The following is an 18,006-nucleotide window of genomic DNA, read 5'->3' on the forward strand; positions in this document are numbered from 1 at the left end:
GGTAAGCCCTTTACAGGTGGTGCTTGTAGGTGTCGTAGTCGGCGTCGGGTTCCCCGGTCGGCCGAAAGTACTCGATGTTGTCGATGCCAAATCCCCACTCCTCGCGGGGTTTCCACACCGCCTCGACGCGCATGCCCATCCGGACTTCGTGAGCGTCGACGTCGGCGACCAGATGCAAAAACGGGATATCGGCTCCGTCGAGCAGCACGTAGGCCGCCACGTAGGGCGGCTTGATGCGCTGACCCTGGAACGGGATGTTGATGATCGCGAACGTCGTGACGGTGCCCTTGTCGGGCAGCTCGACGAACTCGGTCGTCGGTTGGCCGGTGGCCGGGTCGGCGCCGTGCGGCGGGAAGTAGACCTTGCCGTTCTCACCCATCTTCGCGCCGAGTAGCTTGCCCTGCGCGATGGCCCGCAGGTAGGCGCTCTCTTCGTGCGAGGCGCTGTGCTGGATGGTCAGCGACACCGGCGTGACGATCATGGTCACCGGGTCCTTGTCGCCGTCGGACTCCGCGACTTCCTCGGCTTCCTCGCCGAGCGCGAAATAAGCGATGTCGGTGATGGCGCCCACCGGCTCGTCCACCCAGTGCGCGTGCACCCGGGTGCCGGTCTTGATGGCCTTGGGCTCACCCGCGTCCACGGCATGGATCAACGGCGTGTCTGCGCCGTCGAGCTTGATCAGCGCCCAGGCGAACGGCCGGTCCAGCGGCTGTCCCTCGATGGGGTCGGGCTGCCAGGTCCAGGAGACCACGGTGCCGACGCTGGACACCGGTACCATCTCGCCCAGCGGCTCGTAGGTGACCGGGTCATATTCGGTCGGCGGCACATGCACCCGGCCATCCGATCCGCGCACGCCCAGGATGTGGCGATCGCGCAGGGCGGTGAAGAACTTGCTCAGCGTGGGGCCGACTGAACGCGTGTAGTCGAACGACAACGTCAAAGGCGCGGAGAGCGGTGGCTCAGGGTGATCCGTCAAGGTCGGGGTACTCGAGCTGGCTGTCACGCCATCGAGTAGAACAGGTTCTAAGAACGGATTCAAATTTTTCTTAGATCGGGACTGCCATCAGAAGGGCGAAGAGATGAAGCTGGGATTGCAGCTGGGATATTGGGGCGCTCAGCCGCCGCAAAACCACGGCGAGCTCGTCGCCGCGGCCGAGAAGGCCGGCTACGACGCCGTCTTCACGGCCGAGGCCTGGGGATCCGACGCCTACACACCGCTGGCCTGGCTGGGTTCTTCGACGTCGCGGGTGCGGCTGGGCACGTCGGTGGTGCAGCTGTCCGCGCGCACACCGACGGCGTGTGCGATGGCGGCGTTGACGCTCGACCACCTGTGCGGCGGGCGGCACGTCCTCGGCCTGGGTGTCTCCGGCCCGCAGGTGGTCGAGGGCTGGTACGGCCAGTCGTTCGGCAAGCCACTGGCCCGCACCCGGGAGTACATCGACATCGTCCGGCAGGTGTGGGCCCGCGAGGCGCCGGTGACCAGCGCCGGGCCGCATTACCCGCTGCCGCTGACCGGTGCGCGCGCAACGGGTCTGGGCAAACCGCTCAAGCCCATCACCCATCCGCTGCGGGCCGACATCCCGATCATGCTGGGGGCCGAGGGGCCGAAGAATGTCGCGCTGGCCGCCGAGATCTGCGACGGCTGGTTGCCGATCTTCTACACGCCGCGCATGGCCGACACCTACAACGAGTGGCTGGACGAGGGTTTCGCCCGCCCGGGCGCCCGCCGCAGCCGCGAGGACTTCGAGATCTGCGCGACGGCCAACATCGTCATCACCGAGGACCGCAGCGCGGCGTTCGCGGCGATGAAGCCCTACATCGCGCTCTACATGGGAGGCATGGGTGCCGAGGACATCAACTTCCACGCCGACGTCTACCGGCGGATGGGCTATTCCCAGGTGGTCGACGACGTGACGAAGTTGTTCCGGAGCAACCAGAAGGACAAGGCCGCCGAGATCATCCCCGACGAGGTGATCGACGACGCCGCGATCGTCGGCGACATCAACTACGTGCGTAAGCAGATCAAGGCCTGGGAGGCCGCCGGCGTCACCATGATGGTGGTGTCGGGGCGCAGTACGGAGCAGGTCCGCGAGCTGGCAACCCTGATCTGACGGCCGCGCGCGCCAAATTAGAACACGTTCTAATTTTCTTGCCAGGGAGTTAGAACGCGTTCTAGATTATCCGGATGGCACGCCCGACGACGATGCGACGCGCGCCCGGCCGGTCAGCCGAGCGGGTGGGCGTCGCCGAACGTCATCTCGACGTGACCGACAGATCCAGAGAGCATCGCCCGCTTCGGCAGGCCCAGCGACGCCAGCTCCTTGGCGTAGGCATGATCGCCCAGGCGCAGCGTTGCCCCGCCGAGCCGACCGCGCAGCCCGCGCACCCGCATCTCCCACGGCACCTCCCGGGTGGTGCCGTCGGCGAAGGTGTAGGTCTTGAGCACCTGCGGGCGAGACGTGAACGTCGGGGGCACCGGCACCCCCCGGGCGAAGTCCATGCCCGCGATGTGCGCGCCGTCGGCGCTGACGTCGAATCCGAACCGGCCCTGCTCGCGAATGGTGAAGTCCGCCATGATCTTCGGGAATCCCCAGATCGAGCGCCCCGCTTCCAAGGTGAAGCTTTGGTCGACGGGCAGGTGGTGGATGAACGCGGCCGCGTCACCCAGTGCCCGCCAGCCGCGCGCCGTCGAGCCGGGCGGGTTCACCATGACCGCGGTGCCGAATTCGTGGTATTGCCCGAGATCGCCGTCGATATAGCGGGCCAGCATCAGGTTCACCACCGCCCGGCCGGGCCGATGCTGGCAGACGCGCAGGCCGCTGTAGTCGATAAGACGTTGCGCCGCTTGCACATCCACCGAAAACATCGCGGTGTGCACGTCCGCTTTTCGTATCCGCACCGGCATGGTGAGGACCGTCCCGGCAACTACGTGTTGTGACTCAGGCATGCCGGTTACTGTAATCCGCTCGTCAACGTTTGGAGGCTGTAGATGACTTCGACCATCCCGGAAGCAATCTCGAACATCGACCTGGCTGACGGCAACTTCTACGCCGACCGTCACGCCTCGCGCGAGGCCTACCGCTGGATGCGCGCCAACCAGCCGGTGTTTCGGGATCGCAACGGCCTGGCCGGCGCCACCACCTATCAAGCCATCCTGGAGGCCGAGCGCAATCCGGAATTGTTCTCCAGCACCGGCGGCATCCGTCCCGACCAGCCCGGCATGCCTTACATGATCGACATGGACGATCCCGCGCACCTGTTGCGACGCAAGCTGGTCAACGCCGGCTTCACTCGCAAGCGGGTGAAGGAGAAGGAGCCGTCCATCGCCAAGCTGTGCGACACGCTGATCGACGCGGTGTGCGAGCGCGGCGGGTGTGATTTCGTCCGCGACATCGCCGCCCCGCTGCCGATGGCGGTGATCGGCGACATGCTCGGCGTGCTGCCCTCCGAACGCAGCATGCTGCTGAAGTGGTCCGACGACCTGGTGTGCGGACTGAGCTCGCACATCGACCCGGCGTCGGCCGAATTCCAAACCGTCATGGAGGCTTTCGCCGCCTACACGGCGTTCACCATGGACATCATCGCCAAGCGGCGCGCCGAGCCCACCGACGACCTGTTCTCCATCCTGGTGAACGCCGAGGTGGAGGGGCAGCGGATGTCCGACGACGAGATCGTCATGGAGACGCTGCTCATCCTCATCGGGGGCGACGAGACCACCAGGCACACATTGAGCGGGGGCACAGAACAGCTGGTGCGCCACCGCGACCAGTGGGATGCCCTGGTGCGCGACCCGTCGCTGCTTCCCGGTGCCATCGAGGAGATGCTGCGCTGGACGTCACCGGTGAAGAACATGTGCCGGATCCTGACCGCCGACACCGAATTTCACGGCACTGCACTGCGCGAGGGCGAGAAGATCATGCTGCTGTTCGAGTCGGGCAACTTCGACGAGTCGGTGTTCGAAGACCCGGACAATTTCGACATCCGTCGAAACCCGAACAGCCACATGGCTTTCGGCTTCGGCACACATTTCTGTCTGGGCAACCAGCTGGCCCGGCTCGAGCTGTCGATGATGACCGAGCGGGTGCTCAAGCGGCTACCGGATCTGCGGCTGGCCGACGACGACTCGACGCTGCCGCTGCGGCCGGCGAACTTCGTCAGCGGACTGGAAGCGATGCCGGTGGTGTTCACCCCGAGCGCGCCGCTGCTGAGCTGAAGCGGGCGGGGGTCACCTTCGACGCGCGGGCGTAAGCGCACTGCGAAAAAGCCAGCGCAATTTCGCGGTGCGCTTACGCTCGCGAAGGAATCAGCGGTTCTTGAAGTTGGGCTTGCGCTTCTCGGCGAACGCGCGGGGGCCCTCCTTGGAGTCCTCGGAGAGGAACACCGGTATGCCGTTGGCGGTGTCGGGTTTGAAGGCCTCTTCCTCGTGCATGCCCTCGGTCTCGCGGATAGTCTTGAGGATCGCCTGCACGGCCAGCGGTCCGTTGTTCTCTATCACCTCGGCGATCTCGAGCGCCTTGGCCAGCGCCTGCCCGTCGGGCACGACGTGGCCGATCAGGCCCACGTCCTTGGCTTCGGCTGCGGTGATGTGCCGGCCGGTCAGCAGCAGGTCGCACGCCACGGTGTAGGGGATCTGGCGCACCAGCCGCACGGCGGATCCGCCCATCGGGTACAGGCTCCACTTGGCCTCGGAGATGCCGAACTTGGCGCTCTCACCGGCCACCCGGATGTCGGTGCCCTGCAGGATCTCGGTGCCCCCGGCGATGGCCGGCCCTTCGACCGCGGCGATGAGCGGCTTCTTGAGCCGGCGGCCCTTGAGCAGGGCATCGATTCGCGACGGGTCGTAGCTGCCGTCCTTGAATGACTCGCCCGGCGGCTTCTGCGTTGCTGCCTTGAGGTCCATGCCCGCGCAGAAGTAGCCACCGGCCCCGGTCAGGATGCAGCAGCGGATGTCGTCGTCGTTATCCACGCGGTCCCAGGCCTGGACCATGATTTCCATCATTTCCGTGCTCAAGGCGTTGCGGCGGTGCGGCCGGTTCATGGTCACGATGAGGGTGTGATTCCGCTGTTCCACCAGCGCGTCCGGTCCGGTTTCCCCGTTTTCGGTGTTTGCTGGGCTTCCGGCATTCTCCACGGTCACGGCTACCGCCTTTCCCTCGACTATGGGCACGAGCTTGCCTCGAAATGTAACACGTTCTAATTTGGTGGCCGTGGCCTTGAACATTGCCGATCTCGCAGAGCACGCCATCGACGCTGTGCCCGACCGTGTCGCCTTGATCTGCGGCGACGAGAAGTTGACCTATGCCCAGCTGGAGGAGAAGGCCAACCGCCTGGCCCACTATCTGCTCGAGCAGGGGGTGAAGAAGGACGACAAGGTCGGTCTGTACTGCCGCAACCGCATCGAGATCGTGATCGCGATGCTCGGCATCGTCAAAGCGGGCGCCATCCTGGTGAACATCAACTACCGCTACGTCGAGGGCGAGCTGCGCTACCTGTTCGAGAACTCCGACATGGTCGCGCTGGTGCACGAGCGCCAGTATTCCGACCGGGTGGCCAACGTGCTGCCCGACACCCCCGAGGTCAAGACGATCCTGGTGGTCGAGGACGGCAGCGACAACGACTTCGGCCGCTACGGCGGCGTCGAGTTCTACTCGGCGATCGCGCAGAGTTCGCCCGAGCGCGACTTCGGGGAGCGCAGCGCCGACGACATATACCTGTTGTACACGGGTGGCACGACGGGCTTTCCCAAGGGCGTGATGTGGCGCCACGAGGACATCTACCGGGTGCTGTTCGGCGGAACCGACTTCGCCACAGGCGAATTCGTCGAGGACGAGCACGACCTGGCGAAGGCCGCGGCCGCCAACCCGCCGATGGTCCGATACCCGATCCCGCCGATGATCCACGGTGCCACCCAATCGGCCACCTGGATGTCGATCTTCTCGGGTCAAACCACTGTGCTCGCACCGGAATTCAACGCCGACGAGGTCTGGCGCACGATCCATGAGCACAAGGTCAACCTGCTGTTCTTCACCGGCGACGCGATGGCGCGGCCTCTACTCGACGCGCTGCTGGCCCACCAAGAGCAGGGCAACGAATACGACCTGTCGTCGCTGTTTTTGCTCGCCTCCACCGCGGCGCTGTTCTCGCCGAGCATCAAGGAGAAGTTCCTCGAACTGCTGCCCAACCGGGTCATCACCGACTCGATCGGTTCGTCGGAGACCGGATTCGGCGGCACCAGCATCGTCGCCAAGGACGCGCCGCACGCAAGCGGCCCGCGCGTGACGATCGACCATCGCACCGTCGTCCTCGACGAACAAGGCAACGAGGTCAAACCCGGATCCGGTGTGCGCGGTTTCATCGCTAAGAAGGGCAACATCCCGGTCGGTTATTACAAGGACGAGAAAAAGACCGCCGAGACGTTCAAGACCTTTAACGGCGTGCGTTACGCCATCCCCGGCGACTTCGCGATTGTCGAGGAGGACGGCACCGTGACCATGCTGGGCCGCGGCTCGGTGTCGATCAACAGCGGCGGCGAGAAGATCTACCCCGAGGAGGTCGAGGCCGCGCTCAAGGGCCACCCCGACGTCTTCGACGCCCTGGTGGTCGGCGTGCCCGACCCCCGATACGGCCAGCACGTCGCCGCCGTCGTGCAGCCCCGGCCGGGGGCCCGGCCGACGCTGGCCGAACTGGACCGCTTCGTGCGGTCCGAGATCGCGGGATACAAAGTGCCGCGTAGCCTTTGGCTGGTCGACGAGGTCAAGCGCTCACCGGCGGGCAAACCGGACTACCGCTGGGCGAAGGAGCAGACCGAGGCGCGGCCCGCCGACGACGTGCACGCCGCGCACGTAACGGCTTGACCGACTTTGTCAAGCAGCACCCCGCCGCCCCCAGCGGCTACTTCGAATGGGAAGCCGCCGGGCTGCGGTGGCTGGCCGGCGTCGACGGCGGCGTGCCTTGCGCCCAAGTGGTTTCCGTCGATGAGACGAGCCTGACCCTGCGGCGGCTTGACTCGGTGACGCCGACACCCGAGGCGGCGCGTGAGTTCGGCGCCCGGTTGGCCGCTACGCACGATGCCGGCGCCCCCGCGTTCGGCGCCGGACCCGAAGGGTGGGACGGGCCCGGGTTCTTCGGGCCGCTCTCCCAGCCGCTGCCGATGTCGCTGCGGCGGCACAGCCGGTGGGCCGAGTTTTACGCCGAGGGACGGCTGGCGCCGATGGCCGAACTGGCGGCGGCGCGGCTCGACGCCGGAACCCGCGGCGCGATCGACTCCGTCATCCAGCGGTGCCGCGCCGGCGACTTCGACGACGACGATCGGCCCGCCCGGCTGCACGGCGACCTGTGGGGTGGCAACGTGATGTGGACGCCCGGCGGGGTGGTGCTGATCGACCCGGCCGCGCATGCCGGCCATCGGGAGAGCGACCTGGCGATGCTCGCGCTGTTCGGCTGCCCGCACTACGACACCATCGTCGAAGGCTACGAGCGGGCGACGCCCCTGCGGGCCGGTTGGCGCAACCGCATCGGACTCCACCAGCTGTTCCCCCTTCTGGCGCACGTCGTGCTGTTCGGCGGCGGGCACGCCCAGCGGACGCACGCCTGCGCCCGCGCCGCGTTGGCCCTGTAGCCGCGGCGTCTACTGTTGATCGCGATGACGATCGATGTGTGGATGCAGCATCCGACTGCGCGGTTCCTGCGCAGCGACATGCTGGCATCCCTGCGACGGTGGACGGGCGGGTCGATCCCCCCCGACACCGACATCCCGATCGAGGCGACCCTGGCGTCGATGGACGCCGCCGGAGTCGAACTGGGGGTGCTCAGCGCCTGGCGGGGGCCGGGCGGAGCTGACCTGATCTCCAATGACGAGGTGGCGCAATGGATTGCCGCGCACCCGAACCGGCTCGCCGGCCTGGCCACCGTCGACCTGGACCGCCCGATGGAAGCCGTTCGGGAGTTGCGACGCCGGATAGCCGACGGGGGATTCGTCGGCCTGCGGGTGGTGCCGTGGTTGTGGGACGCCCCGCCGACCGATCGTCGCTACTATCCGCTGTTCGCCCAGTGCGTGGAGTCCGGGGTGCCGTTCTGCACCCAGGTGGGTCATACCGGCCCGCTGCGGCCGTCGGAGACCGGCCGGCCGATTCCCTATATCGACCAGGTGGCGCTCGATTTCCCGGAGCTGGTGATCGTCTGCGGCCACGTCGGCTACCCGTGGACCGAGGAGATGGTGGCGGTGGCCCGCAAGCACGAAAACGTCTACATCGACACGTCGGCGTACACGATCAAGCGATTGCCCGATGAGCTCGTCAGATTCATGAAGACCGGTACCGGACGACGAAAAGTGTTGTTCGGCACCAACTATCCGATGATTACCCACGAGCACGCGCTGGCCGGACTGGCCGACCTCGGGCTGTCCGAGGAGGCTCGCCGGGATTTCCTGAGCGGCAACGCCGAACGAGTTTTCCGACTGGAGGCAGTTAAGTGAACGGTGCCCAGGCCCTGATCAACACGCTGGTGGACGGCGGCGTCGACGTGTGCTTCGCCAACCCGGGCACGTCGGAGATGCACTTCGTCGCCGCACTGGACGCCGTGCCGCGGATGCGCGGCGTGCTGGCGCTGTTCGAGGGCGTCGCCACCGGGGCGGCCGACGGTTACGCGCGCATCGCCGATCGACCGGCCGCCGTGCTGCTGCACCTGGGACCCGGCCTGGGAAACGGCCTGGCCAACCTGCACAACGCGCGCCGCGCGCGGGTGCCGATGGTGGTGGTCGTCGGCGACCACGCCACCTATCACAAAAAGTACGACGCCCCACTGGAATCCGACATCGACGCGCTGGCGGGCACCGTTTCGGGCTGGGTGCGCCGGACCAGTGACGCCTCCCAGGTTTCCGCCGACGCCGTCGAGGGAATCGCGGCCAGCCGATGGGGCTCGCAGATCTCCACGCTGATCCTGCCCGCGGACGTGTCCTGGTCCGACGGCGCCCAGCTGTTCTCCAACCTGGATGCGCAGCCGGCGAGCGCCGATCCACTGCTGGCGCCCGAGGTGCTCGAGGTGCTTGGCTCCGGCGAGCCCACGGTCATTATGGTGGGCGGCGACGCCACCCGCCGTGCCGGGCTGGCGGCGGCCGCCCGCATTGCGGCGGCGACGGGTGCGCGCGTGTTGTGTGAGACCTTCCCCACCCGGCTGGAGCGCGGCGCCGGCGTCCCCGCGGTCGACCGGCTCGCCTATTTCGCGGAGGCCGCCACGGCCCAGTTGGACGGCGCCAAGCATCTGGTGCTGGCCGGCGCCAAGTCGCCGGTGTCGTTCTTCGCCTACCCCGGCATGCCCAGCGATCTGGTACCGGCCGGCTGCGAGGTGCACCTGCTCGCCGAATGCAGCGGCGCCGCAGACGCGTTGATCGCCCTGGCCGACCGGGTGGCGCCCGGCACCGAGGCGCCGGTGGCGCCCGCATCGCGTCCCCAGCTGCCGACCGGCGCGCTGACCTCCGTGTCGGCCGCCGACGTGATCGGGGCGCTGTTGCCCGAAGCCGCGATCGTGGTCGACGAGTCGAACACCTCGGGCGTGTTGCTCGCGGGAGCGACCGCCGGGGCGCCGGCACACGACTGGCTGACCCTGACCGGTGGCGCGATCGGCTACGGCATCCCGGCCGCGATCGGCGCAGCCGTGGCCGCCCCGCATCGCCCCGTGCTGTGTCTGGAATCCGACGGCTCGGCCATGTACACGATCTCGGGATTGTGGACCCAGGCCCGCGAGAACCTCGACGTGACCACCGTGCTGTACAACAACAGCGCTTATGACATCCTGCGAATCGAACTGCAACGCGTCGGCGCCGGGTCGGCGCCCGGGCCCGAAGCGCAGTCTCTGCTCGACTTGTCCGACCCGACAATGGATTTCGTGAAGATAAGCGAGGGCATGGGAGTACCCGCTCGGCGCGTCACGACGGCGGAGGAATTGGCCGATGCGCTGCGCGCCGCCTTCGCCGAACCGGGGCCGCACCTGATCGACGCCGTGGTGCCCTCAATAACGGGCTAGGGTCGGCAGCCGGCTCAGCAGCCAGTCCGTCATCGTGTTGACCACCTCGACGCCCGTCTCGAACGCGCCGTCGTGCGCGTCGGCCGCCAGTGCCACGCCCCAGTGGCCGGATGGGGTGGGGACGATGCCGAATTGCCGGACCAGGTACTCGCCGTGCATGCCCGGCCCCCAACCGCCCTTGGCGGCAATGCCTTTGCCGGCCAGGCCCCACTGGTCGCCGCGCACCAGGCGTTGCATCAGGTCGATCACTTCGACGGCGTCGGGGATGGTCGACAGCTCCGCAGCGAACCGCGCTTGGCGCTGCAGGCTCCACTGGGTTTGGCCGAAAGCGGTGAAACCGCGGCGAAGCCGGCGCGATTCGATCACCGTGGCGGTGTCACCGCCTTCGGCCACGACGACCTGGACCCGTCGTGCCGCCTCCGTGGGCTCGCCCAATTGCGACCACAATTGTTCGGACGCGCGATTGTCGGATTCGGTGATGGCTTTGACGACCAAATCGCGCGCGCCCAGCCAATCGTGGCGCAGCGCCGCTATCGCCAACGGCACCTTGATGGTCGACCATGCCACGCCCGACCACCAGCTGCCCAGCGAGAAGGTTCTGTCCGGCCGGGCGATCGCGACGCCGACGTTCGCCGGCACCGCGGCGGAAAGCTGGTCGAAGCTGGCTTCCAGCGCGAGCTCGAGCGGCCGTGCCGTCATGCGCTGATCCCGATATCGGCGCGGGTCACCCCGACGTCGGGGTGCGGGACCGGCGCGTCAACCATCGCGGCTCCTCGTCGTTGCGGCATGTACGTAACGATCCCGGCGCTTGGCTGCACCGTGTTCCGGGCGCAACCATCAACCCGACGATCTTTGGATTTTGATCAAGCGCTGAGTTTACTGGGTGGACGGCGCATCCGGTGGCAAGGCCCGTCCCGGGTCCCTAACGGTGGATTTTCCACACCGGGTCGTCGCACTCGACACCTTGGGCGGCCAACTGGCGCTTGCGCACCTTGAACGTCACCGTCCGCGGTAGTTCGGCGCTGATCCGCACGTACGACGGCCATTGCTTGGGTCCCAAATCCGGCTGCTCGGCCAAAAAGGCGCGGAACTTCTCGTCGTCGAACTCGGTGCCCGGCGCCATCACCAACGCCGCCATCACCTGGTCGCCGACCCTGGGGTCGGGGACGGGGTACACCGCGACCTCGGTGACGTCGGGGTGGCGCAGCAACACCCGCTCGATCGGGGCGGCGCCCAGGTTTTCGCCGTCGACCCGCATCCAATCTCCCAGCCGCCCAGCAAAATACGCGTAGCCGGCGTCGTCGCGGTAGGCGAGATCACCGCTGTGGTACAACCCGCCGGCCATCCGCTCGGCTTCGGCCGCCTCGTCGTTGTAGTAACCCTCGAAACGCCCCGGCCCCGCCGTGTTGACCAGTTCCCCGACCACGCCGGGCGGGCAGGACGCCCCGGTATCGGGATCGATGATGTCGATGCCCTGCGGAAGCGGGCCCAGTGAACCCGCCGGTGTATCCGGGGTGCGCGCGATGGCCACCCCGCCCTCGGTGGAACCGAACCCGTCCTGCACCACGCAGCCGAACCTCCGGCCGAAGCGCTCGATGTCGTCGGGGACGCCCTCGTTTCCGTACACCGCTCGCAGCGGATTGTCGGCATCGTCGGGCCGCTCGGGCGTGGCGAGCACATACGACAGGGGCTTGCCCACGTAGTTGGCATAGGTGGCGCCGTAGCGACGGACGTCGACGATGAAATTGGAAGCGGAGAACTTGCGCCGCAAGGCCATTGAGCCCTCGCAGGCCGCCGCCACCGCCCAGCCGACCAACACCGCATTGGAATGAAACAGCGGCATCGACACGTAGCATACGTCGTCACGGCCCAAGCCGAAGCGCTGTGTCATCGTCACGCCCGCGATTGCCACCTTGCCGTGGCTGCACTTGACCGCCTTGGGCTCGCCGCTGGTGCCCGAGGTGAAGATCAACATGAACAGGTCCGCCGGCGAGGCCGCCCGAAACGAGATCGGGGCGTCGCGATGTGCGGCGACCTCGTCGGCCCACTCGGGCGAATCGGCGTTCAGGTGCGCGATATCACCCAGCGTCTCAGACGAGTTCGAATCGGCCAGCACCAATTGGCAATCGGCCCGGGTGATGTCGCGGTGCAGCGCCTCGCCGCGGCGCACCGGGTTGAGCCCCACCGGCACGATGCCCGACATGCCCGCCGCCACCAGCATCGCCGAGAAGAACGGGGTGTTCTCCAACAGCACCCCGACATGCGGCGGCCGGGCGGGGTCGAGCCGCGCCCGCAGCGTCGCGGCGATCGCGGCACCCTGCTGCAGGTGGGCGCGCCAGCTGGTGAACGAGTCCTCGAAGTAGATACCGCGATCGTCGATCTCGGTCAGCGGCGCCAGCAGCTTGGTGACCGTCAGGTCGTCGGCGAGTTCCATCGCGCCTAAGCGGGCGTCTCCGCCAGCTCCCGGCCGATCCGCCGCAGCTGACCGGTGGCGCCGCCGAGGGCGAACTCGGTCTCCTTGGCGGCCAGGAAGTAGCGATGCGCGGGGTGATCGGTGTCGACGCCGACGCCGCCGTGCACGTGCACGATGGTGTGCGCCACCCGGTGACCGGCGTCGGCGGCCCAGAACGCCGCACTGGCGACGTCGATTTCGGCGGCGATGTCCTCCGAGACCCGCCAGGCCGCCTGGGTGAGCGTGAGCCGCAGCCCCTTCACGTCGATGTAGCCGTCGGCCAGCCGCTGCGACACCGCCTGGAAGCTGCCGATCGGGCGGTCGAACTGCTCACGCTCACGCGCGTATTCGGCCGTCATCTGCAGGCCACGCTCGAGCACCCCGAGCTGAAAAGCGCTGCGGCCCAAGGTCCTAAGTGTCCCGAGCCACGTCACCACCTCGGGGCCCCCGACGCGGCGGCTGTCGTCCACCTCGGTTCCCTCCAGCGCGAGGTGCCCCACGCTGCCCAGGCCCGTGGTTTGCAGCGCGGTCACCGTGACGCCCGGGTCGTCGGCCGCGACCAGGAAAACGGCGGTGCCCGAGTCCGTTTCGGCCGGGACCAGGAATGCGTCGGCCACCGGTCCGAATCCGACCTGGGTGCGGGTCCCGGTCAGCCGGTAGCCGGCGCCCGCCCCGGACGCGCGCACCGGCCCCTCGCCCATCTCACCGTCGAGGGCGACGCTGAGCGTTTTCTCGCCGTTGACCACCGGCACACCCCAGTTTTGTTGCAGCCCTTCGGAGCCGAACCGGGCCAGCGCTCCGGCGCCCAATACCACCGACTCCAGGTAGGGCACGGCGGCCAGCTGGTGCCCCAGCGCAACCAGGATCGCGATCTGCTCGAGCGCGCCGAAGCCGTCACCGCCCAGCGATGTAGCCGACGCGCTGCCCAGGATGCCGGCGTCGATCAGCTTTCGCCACAGCTCGCGGTCGAAGCGCTGATCGAGCCCGTCGAGCTCACGCTGGTGTTCGGGTGTGCATACCGAGTCCACGATGGTGTCGACCAGGTTGCCGAGGTCGTGCGCCGCTTCGGTGGTGGTGAAATCCATGACGTCCGTCCTTTACGTAGCGGCTCAGCGGTTCCGGGGCAGGCCGAGGGCGACCATGCCGATGATGTCGCGCTGCACTTCGTTGGTGCCGCCGCCGAACGTCAGGATCAGGCAGGCCCGATGCATCCGCTCGACCCGGCCTGATAGCTTCGCGCCCGGCGAATTCTGGCGCAACGTCGCCGCGGTACCCAGCACCTCCATCAGCAGCCGGTAGGCCTCCGTGGCCAGCTCGGTGCCGTACACCTTGGCCGCCGACGCATCGGCGGGCGAGAGGGCTTCGGTTGTGGCCGAGGCCAATTCCCAGTTGATCAGCTTGAGAACTTCGGCCTTGGCGTGCACCCGGGCCAGATTGATCTGCACCCATTCGGAGTCGATCAACCGCGCCCCGCCGGCGTCCTTGGTGTTTTGCGCCCATTCGCGAACCTCACGCAGCGCCAAAAAGATCGGTTGCGGCGAGACCAGTGCCACCCGCTCGTGGTTGAGCTGGTTGGTCACTAACTTCCAGCCGCCGTTCTCCTCGCCGATCAGGTTGCTCACCGGGACGCGGACGTCGGAGTAATAGGTCGCGCTGGTGTCCACCCCGGCCATGGTGTGCACGGGCGTCCAGGAGAAACCTTCGGCGGTCGTCGGGACGGTCAGCATCGAGATGCCGCGGTGTTTCTTGGCGTCGGGGTTGGTGCGCACCGCTAGCCACACCCAGTCCGCATACGCGATCAGGCTCGTCCACATTTTCTGGCCGTTGATGACGTAGTCGTCGCCGTCGCGCACCGCGGTGGTGCGCAGGTTGGCCAGGTCCGTGCCCGCGCCGGGCTCGGAATAGCCGATGGAGAAGTGCAGTTCGCCGGCCGCGATCTTCGGCAGGAAGAACTTCTTTTGTTCCTCGGTGCCGAACGCCATGATGGTGGGCGCCACGCTGTTGATGGTCAAGAACGGCACCGGCACGCCCGCGATGGCGGCCTCGTCGGTGAAGATCAGCGAATCCATCGGAGAGCGGTCCTGGCCGCCGTACTCCTTGGGCCAGTTCAGGGTGAGCCACCCGTCCTTGCCCATCTGCGCGACGGTGTCGCGGTACGCGCTGCCCGTCCCGACCTCGCCCTCCGTCGAGGTCAGCGCCTCACGGCGCTCGGGAGTCATCAATGCGGTGAAGTACGACCGCAGCTCGCGGCGCAGCTCCTCTTGTTCCGGGGTGTAACTGATGCGCATTTCAGCCGTCCTTAAATCAACGACGTTCGGAGTAACAAGCCTCGTCACAGGCCGCAGCTCGACCAACGGCTACCCGTTCGCCTTCCCGGTTGTAACACGTTCTAGTCTGGGAATCCAGCGAGCGTTTCCCCAGAGGTGTCAGGGTCCTATGGTGGACCTACATGTTGATGAGGCGAGTCCTCTAGGTGAAAACCAGGTTCAAGGAGGGTGCTGTGCGGGTGATCGTGGACCGTGACCGGTGCGAAGGTAACGCAGTGTGCTTGGGAATCGCCCCGGATATCTTCGACCTGGACGACGAGGACTACGCCGTGGTGAAGCTCGACCCGATTCCCGCCGATCAGGAGCAGCTGGCCGAGCAGGCGATCGCCGAATGCCCGCGCGCGGCACTTCTGCGCGGCGACGAATCTTCGGCCCGGCGCGCGTAACCCCGAAACTAGAGGTATTCATAAATTGACTAGCAGCACGAACGCGATCGATCTCTCCGGAAAGGTCGCGGTGGTGACCGGTGCAGCCGCGGGTTTGGGACGCGCCGAGGCGCTCGGCCTGGCCCGCCAGGGCGCGACCGTCGTGGTCAACGACATCGCCGCCGCGTTGGACGCCTCCGACGTCATCGACGAGATCAATTCCGCCGGGTCGAAGGCCGTCGCCGTGGCCGGCGACATCAGCGAACGCGCCACCGCCGACGAACTGGTTGCTCAGGCCGACTCCCTGGGTGGCCTCGACATCGTGGTGAACAACGCCGGGATCACCCGCGACCGGATGCTGTTCAACATGTCCGACGAGGAGTGGGATCTCGTCATCGCCGTGCACCTGCGCGGTCACTTCCTGCTGACCCGCAACGCGGCGACCTACTGGCGCTTGAAGGCAAAGGACGCAGGCGGTCAGATCTTCGGGCGGATCGTCAACACCGCGTCGGAGGCCGGGTTGGTCGGTCCGGTGGGGCAGGCGAACTACGGCGCTGCCAAGGCGGGCATCATCTCGCTCACCCTGACGGCCGCACGGGCGCTGAGCCGCTACGGCGTGTGCGCCAATGCCATCTGTCCCCGCGCCCGCACCGCGATGACGGCCGACGTGTTCGGCGCCGCACCCGAGGTGGGAGCGGGCGGCGTCGACCCCCTGTCGCCCGAGCACGTGGTCAGTCTGGTGAAGTTCCTGTCGTCCCCGGCGGCCGCCGAGGTGAACGGCCAGGTGTTCATCGTCTACGGTCCACAGGTGACATTGGTCGCTGCGCCGACCGTGGAGCAACAATTCAGCGCCGACGGCGCCGCTTGGGACCCTGCGCGGCTGAGTTCGACGCTCCAGGATTACTTTGCTGGCCGTGATCCTGAGCACAATTTCTCGGCCACCGCGTTGATGCAATAATAGCCGCCGACGGGCTGGTCGATCAGGGGGAAATCGCCAGGTAGAACGTGTGTCAGTTTGACACGTGTCAAGTGCTTCTGACCTGCCGAATTAACGGATCGGATAAAACAGGTGCTGTTCATTGACATGGTCAACTTCTTCTGGATTAATATGATCCGGCTCACACCGAGCCACACGCGACCGTAGACGATGCAAAGGCCGGACATAGAATTCGCCGAGACCAGACCGAGGGGGGAACCGCGTTGAGGGAACAACTCGCGGTTCCCGCCCGCGCCGTCGGCGGATTTTTCGAAATGATGATGGATACCGGCCGGGCGGCGTTGCGCCGGCCGTTCCAATTCGGTGAGTTTCTCGATCAGACGTGGATGATCGCTCGCGTGTCGCTGGTGCCCACGCTGTTGGTATCCATCCCGTTCACCGTCCTGGTGGCCTTCACCCTCAACATCCTGCTCCGCGAGATCGGCGCCGCCGACCTGTCCGGCGCCGGGACGGCGTTTGGCACCATCACCCAGCTGGGCCCGGTGGTGACCGTGCTCGTTGTGGCCGGCGCCGGCGCCACCGCGATCTGTGCCGACCTCGGCGCCCGCACCATCCGCGAGGAGATCGACGCGATGCGGGTGCTGGGCATCGACCCGATCCAGCGGCTGGTGGTGCCGCGTGTGTTGGCCTCCACGGTGGTGGCGCTGCTGCTCAACGGGCTGGTGTGTGCCATCGGTCTCTCCGGCGGTTACGTGTTCTCCGTCTTCCTGCAGGGCGTCAACCCCGGTGCCTTCATCAACGGATTGACCGTGCTGACCGGGCTGCGTGAGCTGGTGCTGGCCGAAGTCAAGGCGCTGCTGTTCGGTGTGATGGCCGGCATGGTGGGCTGCTACCGCGGCCTGACCGTCAAGGGCGGCCCCAAGGGCGTCGGCAACGCGGTCAACGAAACGGTGGTCTACGCCTTCATCTGTCTGTTCGTGATCAACGTGGTGATGACCGCCGTCGGCGTGCGAATCTCGGCGAAGTGACGAAACAAATGAGCACGCAATGAGTTACGACGCCACCCTGCGCTTCCGCAGGCTGTTCACCCGGCTGCAAGAGCCGGTCGACGACTTCGGCGAGCAGGCGTTGTTCTACGGGCAGACCATGCGGTATGTCCCCAATGCGCTCACCCGCTACCGCAAGGAGACCATTAGGCTGATCGCCGAGATGACGATGGGTGCCGGGGCCCTCGTCATGATCGGCGGCACGGTCGGTGTGGCGGCCTTTTTGACCCTGGCCTCCGGTGGTGTCATTGCCGTGCAGGGCTATTCGTCGCTGGGCAACATCGGCATCGAGGCGCTGACCGGATTCCTCTCGGCGTTCCTGAACGTCCGGGTCGTCGCACCGGTGATCGCCGGCATCGCGCTGGCGGCCACCATCGGTGCCGGTGCCACAGCGCAATTGGGAGCCATGCGGGTTTCCGAGGAGATCGACGCCGTGGAATGCATGGCGGTGCACTCGGTGTCCTACCTGGTATCAACGCGCCTGATTGCCGGGCTCATCGCGATCATCCCGCTGTACTCGCTGTCGGTGCTGGCCGCGTTCTTCGCCGCCCGCTTCACCACGGTCTACATCAACGGGCAGTCAAAGGGCCTCTACGACCACTACTTCAATACCTTCCTGATCCCGTCGGACCTGCTGTGGTCTTTCCTGCAAGCCATCGTGATGTCCATCGCGGTCATGCTCGTCCATACCTACTACGGCTACAACGCCCGCGGCGGCCCGGTCGGCGTGGGCATCGCGGTCGGCCAGGCCGTGCGGACGTCGCTGATCGTGGTGGTCGTCATCACCTTGTTCATCTCGCTCGCTGTATACGGGGCGTCCGGTAACTTCAACCTCTCCGGATAAGAGGACCGCTTAATA

At 66.9% G+C, this 18,006-nt stretch carries 17 protein-coding genes; 10 read left to right on the forward strand and 7 right to left on the reverse strand.

Annotated features, from left to right (window positions below; translation table 11 throughout):
• Nucleotides 1-10: 10 nt before the first annotated feature.
• Complete coding sequence (locus tag BST14_RS10585; RefSeq protein WP_083064461.1) at nt 11-1,003, reverse strand: Zn-ribbon domain-containing OB-fold protein; 993 nt, start codon at nt 1,001-1,003, stop codon at nt 11-13.
• A gap of 76 nt (nt 1,004-1,079) precedes the next feature.
• Between BST14_RS10585 and BST14_RS10590 the strand changes: the two genes are divergently transcribed.
• Nucleotides 1,080-2,111 (forward strand): LLM class F420-dependent oxidoreductase, encoded by a 1,032-nt coding sequence (locus tag BST14_RS10590; RefSeq protein ID WP_083064462.1) that lies wholly within the window; start codon nt 1,080-1,082, stop codon nt 2,109-2,111.
• Between the two features lie 113 nt (nt 2,112-2,224).
• On the opposite strand, the gene BST14_RS10595 is transcribed toward BST14_RS10590, so the two are convergent.
• A complete protein-coding gene (locus BST14_RS10595) occupies nt 2,225-2,947 on the reverse strand; it encodes an acetoacetate decarboxylase family protein (RefSeq protein WP_083064463.1) in 723 nt (240 codons plus the stop codon).
• A 42-nt stretch (nt 2,948-2,989) separates the two neighbouring features.
• On the opposite strand from BST14_RS10595, the gene BST14_RS10600 reads away from it, so the two are divergent.
• On the forward strand, nt 2,990-4,213 hold the full coding sequence (locus BST14_RS10600; protein WP_083064464.1) for a cytochrome P450: 1,224 nt from the start codon (nt 2,990-2,992) through the stop codon (nt 4,211-4,213).
• Nucleotides 4,214-4,303: 90 nt separating this feature from the next.
• On the opposite strand, the gene BST14_RS10605 is transcribed toward BST14_RS10600, so the two are convergent.
• The gene (locus BST14_RS10605) at nt 4,304-5,038 is read right to left on the reverse strand and encodes a crotonase/enoyl-CoA hydratase family protein (RefSeq protein ID WP_245845365.1); all 735 of its coding nucleotides are present in this window, start codon (nt 5,036-5,038) and stop codon (nt 4,304-4,306) included.
• A gap of 163 nt (nt 5,039-5,201) precedes the next feature.
• Here BST14_RS10605 and BST14_RS10610 point away from each other — a divergent pair, with 163 nt between their 5' ends.
• The 4 genes from BST14_RS10610 to BST14_RS10625 are packed head-to-tail and all read left to right on the forward strand — an operon-like array spanning nt 5,202 to nt 10,020.
• Nucleotides 5,202-6,854, forward strand: a complete 1,653-nt coding sequence (locus BST14_RS10610; RefSeq protein WP_083064465.1) for an acyl-CoA synthetase — start codon at nt 5,202-5,204, stop codon at nt 6,852-6,854.
• Nucleotides 6,851-7,618, forward strand: a complete 768-nt coding sequence (locus BST14_RS10615) for a fructosamine kinase family protein (protein WP_083064466.1) — start codon at nt 6,851-6,853, stop codon at nt 7,616-7,618. The genes BST14_RS10610 and BST14_RS10615 overlap by 4 nt, the downstream gene beginning before the upstream one ends.
• 24 nt (nt 7,619-7,642) lie before the next feature.
• Complete coding sequence (locus BST14_RS10620) at nt 7,643-8,473, forward strand: amidohydrolase family protein (RefSeq protein WP_083064467.1); 831 nt, start codon at nt 7,643-7,645, stop codon at nt 8,471-8,473.
• Entirely contained in the window at nt 8,470-10,020 is a 1,551-nt protein-coding gene (locus tag BST14_RS10625) for an acetolactate synthase large subunit (RefSeq protein WP_083064468.1), read from the forward strand. Before BST14_RS10620 ends, BST14_RS10625 begins: the two co-directional genes overlap by 4 nt.
• Here the strand turns inward: BST14_RS10625 and BST14_RS10630 are convergent.
• The 4 genes from BST14_RS10630 to BST14_RS10645 form a co-directional block, all read right to left on the reverse strand.
• Nucleotides 10,006-10,719, reverse strand: coding sequence for a serine hydrolase family protein (locus tag BST14_RS10630; RefSeq protein WP_083064469.1), 714 nt, complete (start codon nt 10,717-10,719; stop codon nt 10,006-10,008). The two genes, BST14_RS10625 and BST14_RS10630, sit on opposite strands and share 15 nt — an antisense overlap.
• A 223-nt stretch (nt 10,720-10,942) precedes the next feature.
• The gene (fadD17, locus tag BST14_RS10635; RefSeq protein ID WP_083064470.1) at nt 10,943-12,454 is read right to left on the reverse strand and encodes a long-chain-fatty-acid--CoA ligase FadD17; all 1,512 of its coding nucleotides are present in this window, start codon (nt 12,452-12,454) and stop codon (nt 10,943-10,945) included.
• 5 nt (nt 12,455-12,459) lie between these two features.
• Nucleotides 12,460-13,557, reverse strand: a complete 1,098-nt coding sequence (locus BST14_RS10640; RefSeq protein WP_083064471.1) for an acyl-CoA dehydrogenase family protein — start codon at nt 13,555-13,557, stop codon at nt 12,460-12,462.
• Between the two features lie 24 nt (nt 13,558-13,581).
• Entirely contained in the window at nt 13,582-14,760 is a 1,179-nt protein-coding gene (locus BST14_RS10645; protein ID WP_083064472.1) for an acyl-CoA dehydrogenase, read from the reverse strand.
• Between the two features lie 212 nt (nt 14,761-14,972).
• Here BST14_RS10645 and BST14_RS10650 point away from each other — a divergent pair, with 212 nt between their 5' ends.
• From BST14_RS10650 to BST14_RS10665, 4 genes are all read left to right on the forward strand, one after another.
• Nucleotides 14,973-15,185, forward strand: a complete 213-nt coding sequence (locus BST14_RS10650; protein ID WP_083064498.1) for a ferredoxin — start codon at nt 14,973-14,975, stop codon at nt 15,183-15,185.
• A gap of 25 nt (nt 15,186-15,210) precedes the next feature.
• Complete coding sequence (locus BST14_RS10655; protein ID WP_083064473.1) at nt 15,211-16,122, forward strand: 3-oxoacyl-ACP reductase; 912 nt, start codon at nt 15,211-15,213, stop codon at nt 16,120-16,122.
• Nucleotides 16,123-16,364: 242 nt separating this feature from the next.
• A complete protein-coding gene (locus tag BST14_RS10660; RefSeq protein ID WP_083064474.1) occupies nt 16,365-17,129 on the forward strand; it encodes an MlaE family ABC transporter permease in 765 nt (254 codons plus the stop codon).
• 19 nt (nt 17,130-17,148) lie between these two features.
• Nucleotides 17,149-17,991, forward strand: a complete 843-nt coding sequence (locus tag BST14_RS10665; protein ID WP_083064475.1) for an MlaE family ABC transporter permease — start codon at nt 17,149-17,151, stop codon at nt 17,989-17,991.
• Nucleotides 17,992-18,006 lie beyond the last annotated feature (15 nt).

It is taken from the genome of Mycobacterium arosiense ATCC BAA-1401 = DSM 45069 (assembly GCF_002086125.1).
GTDB classification, from domain to species: domain Bacteria; phylum Actinomycetota; class Actinomycetes; order Mycobacteriales; family Mycobacteriaceae; genus Mycobacterium; species Mycobacterium arosiense.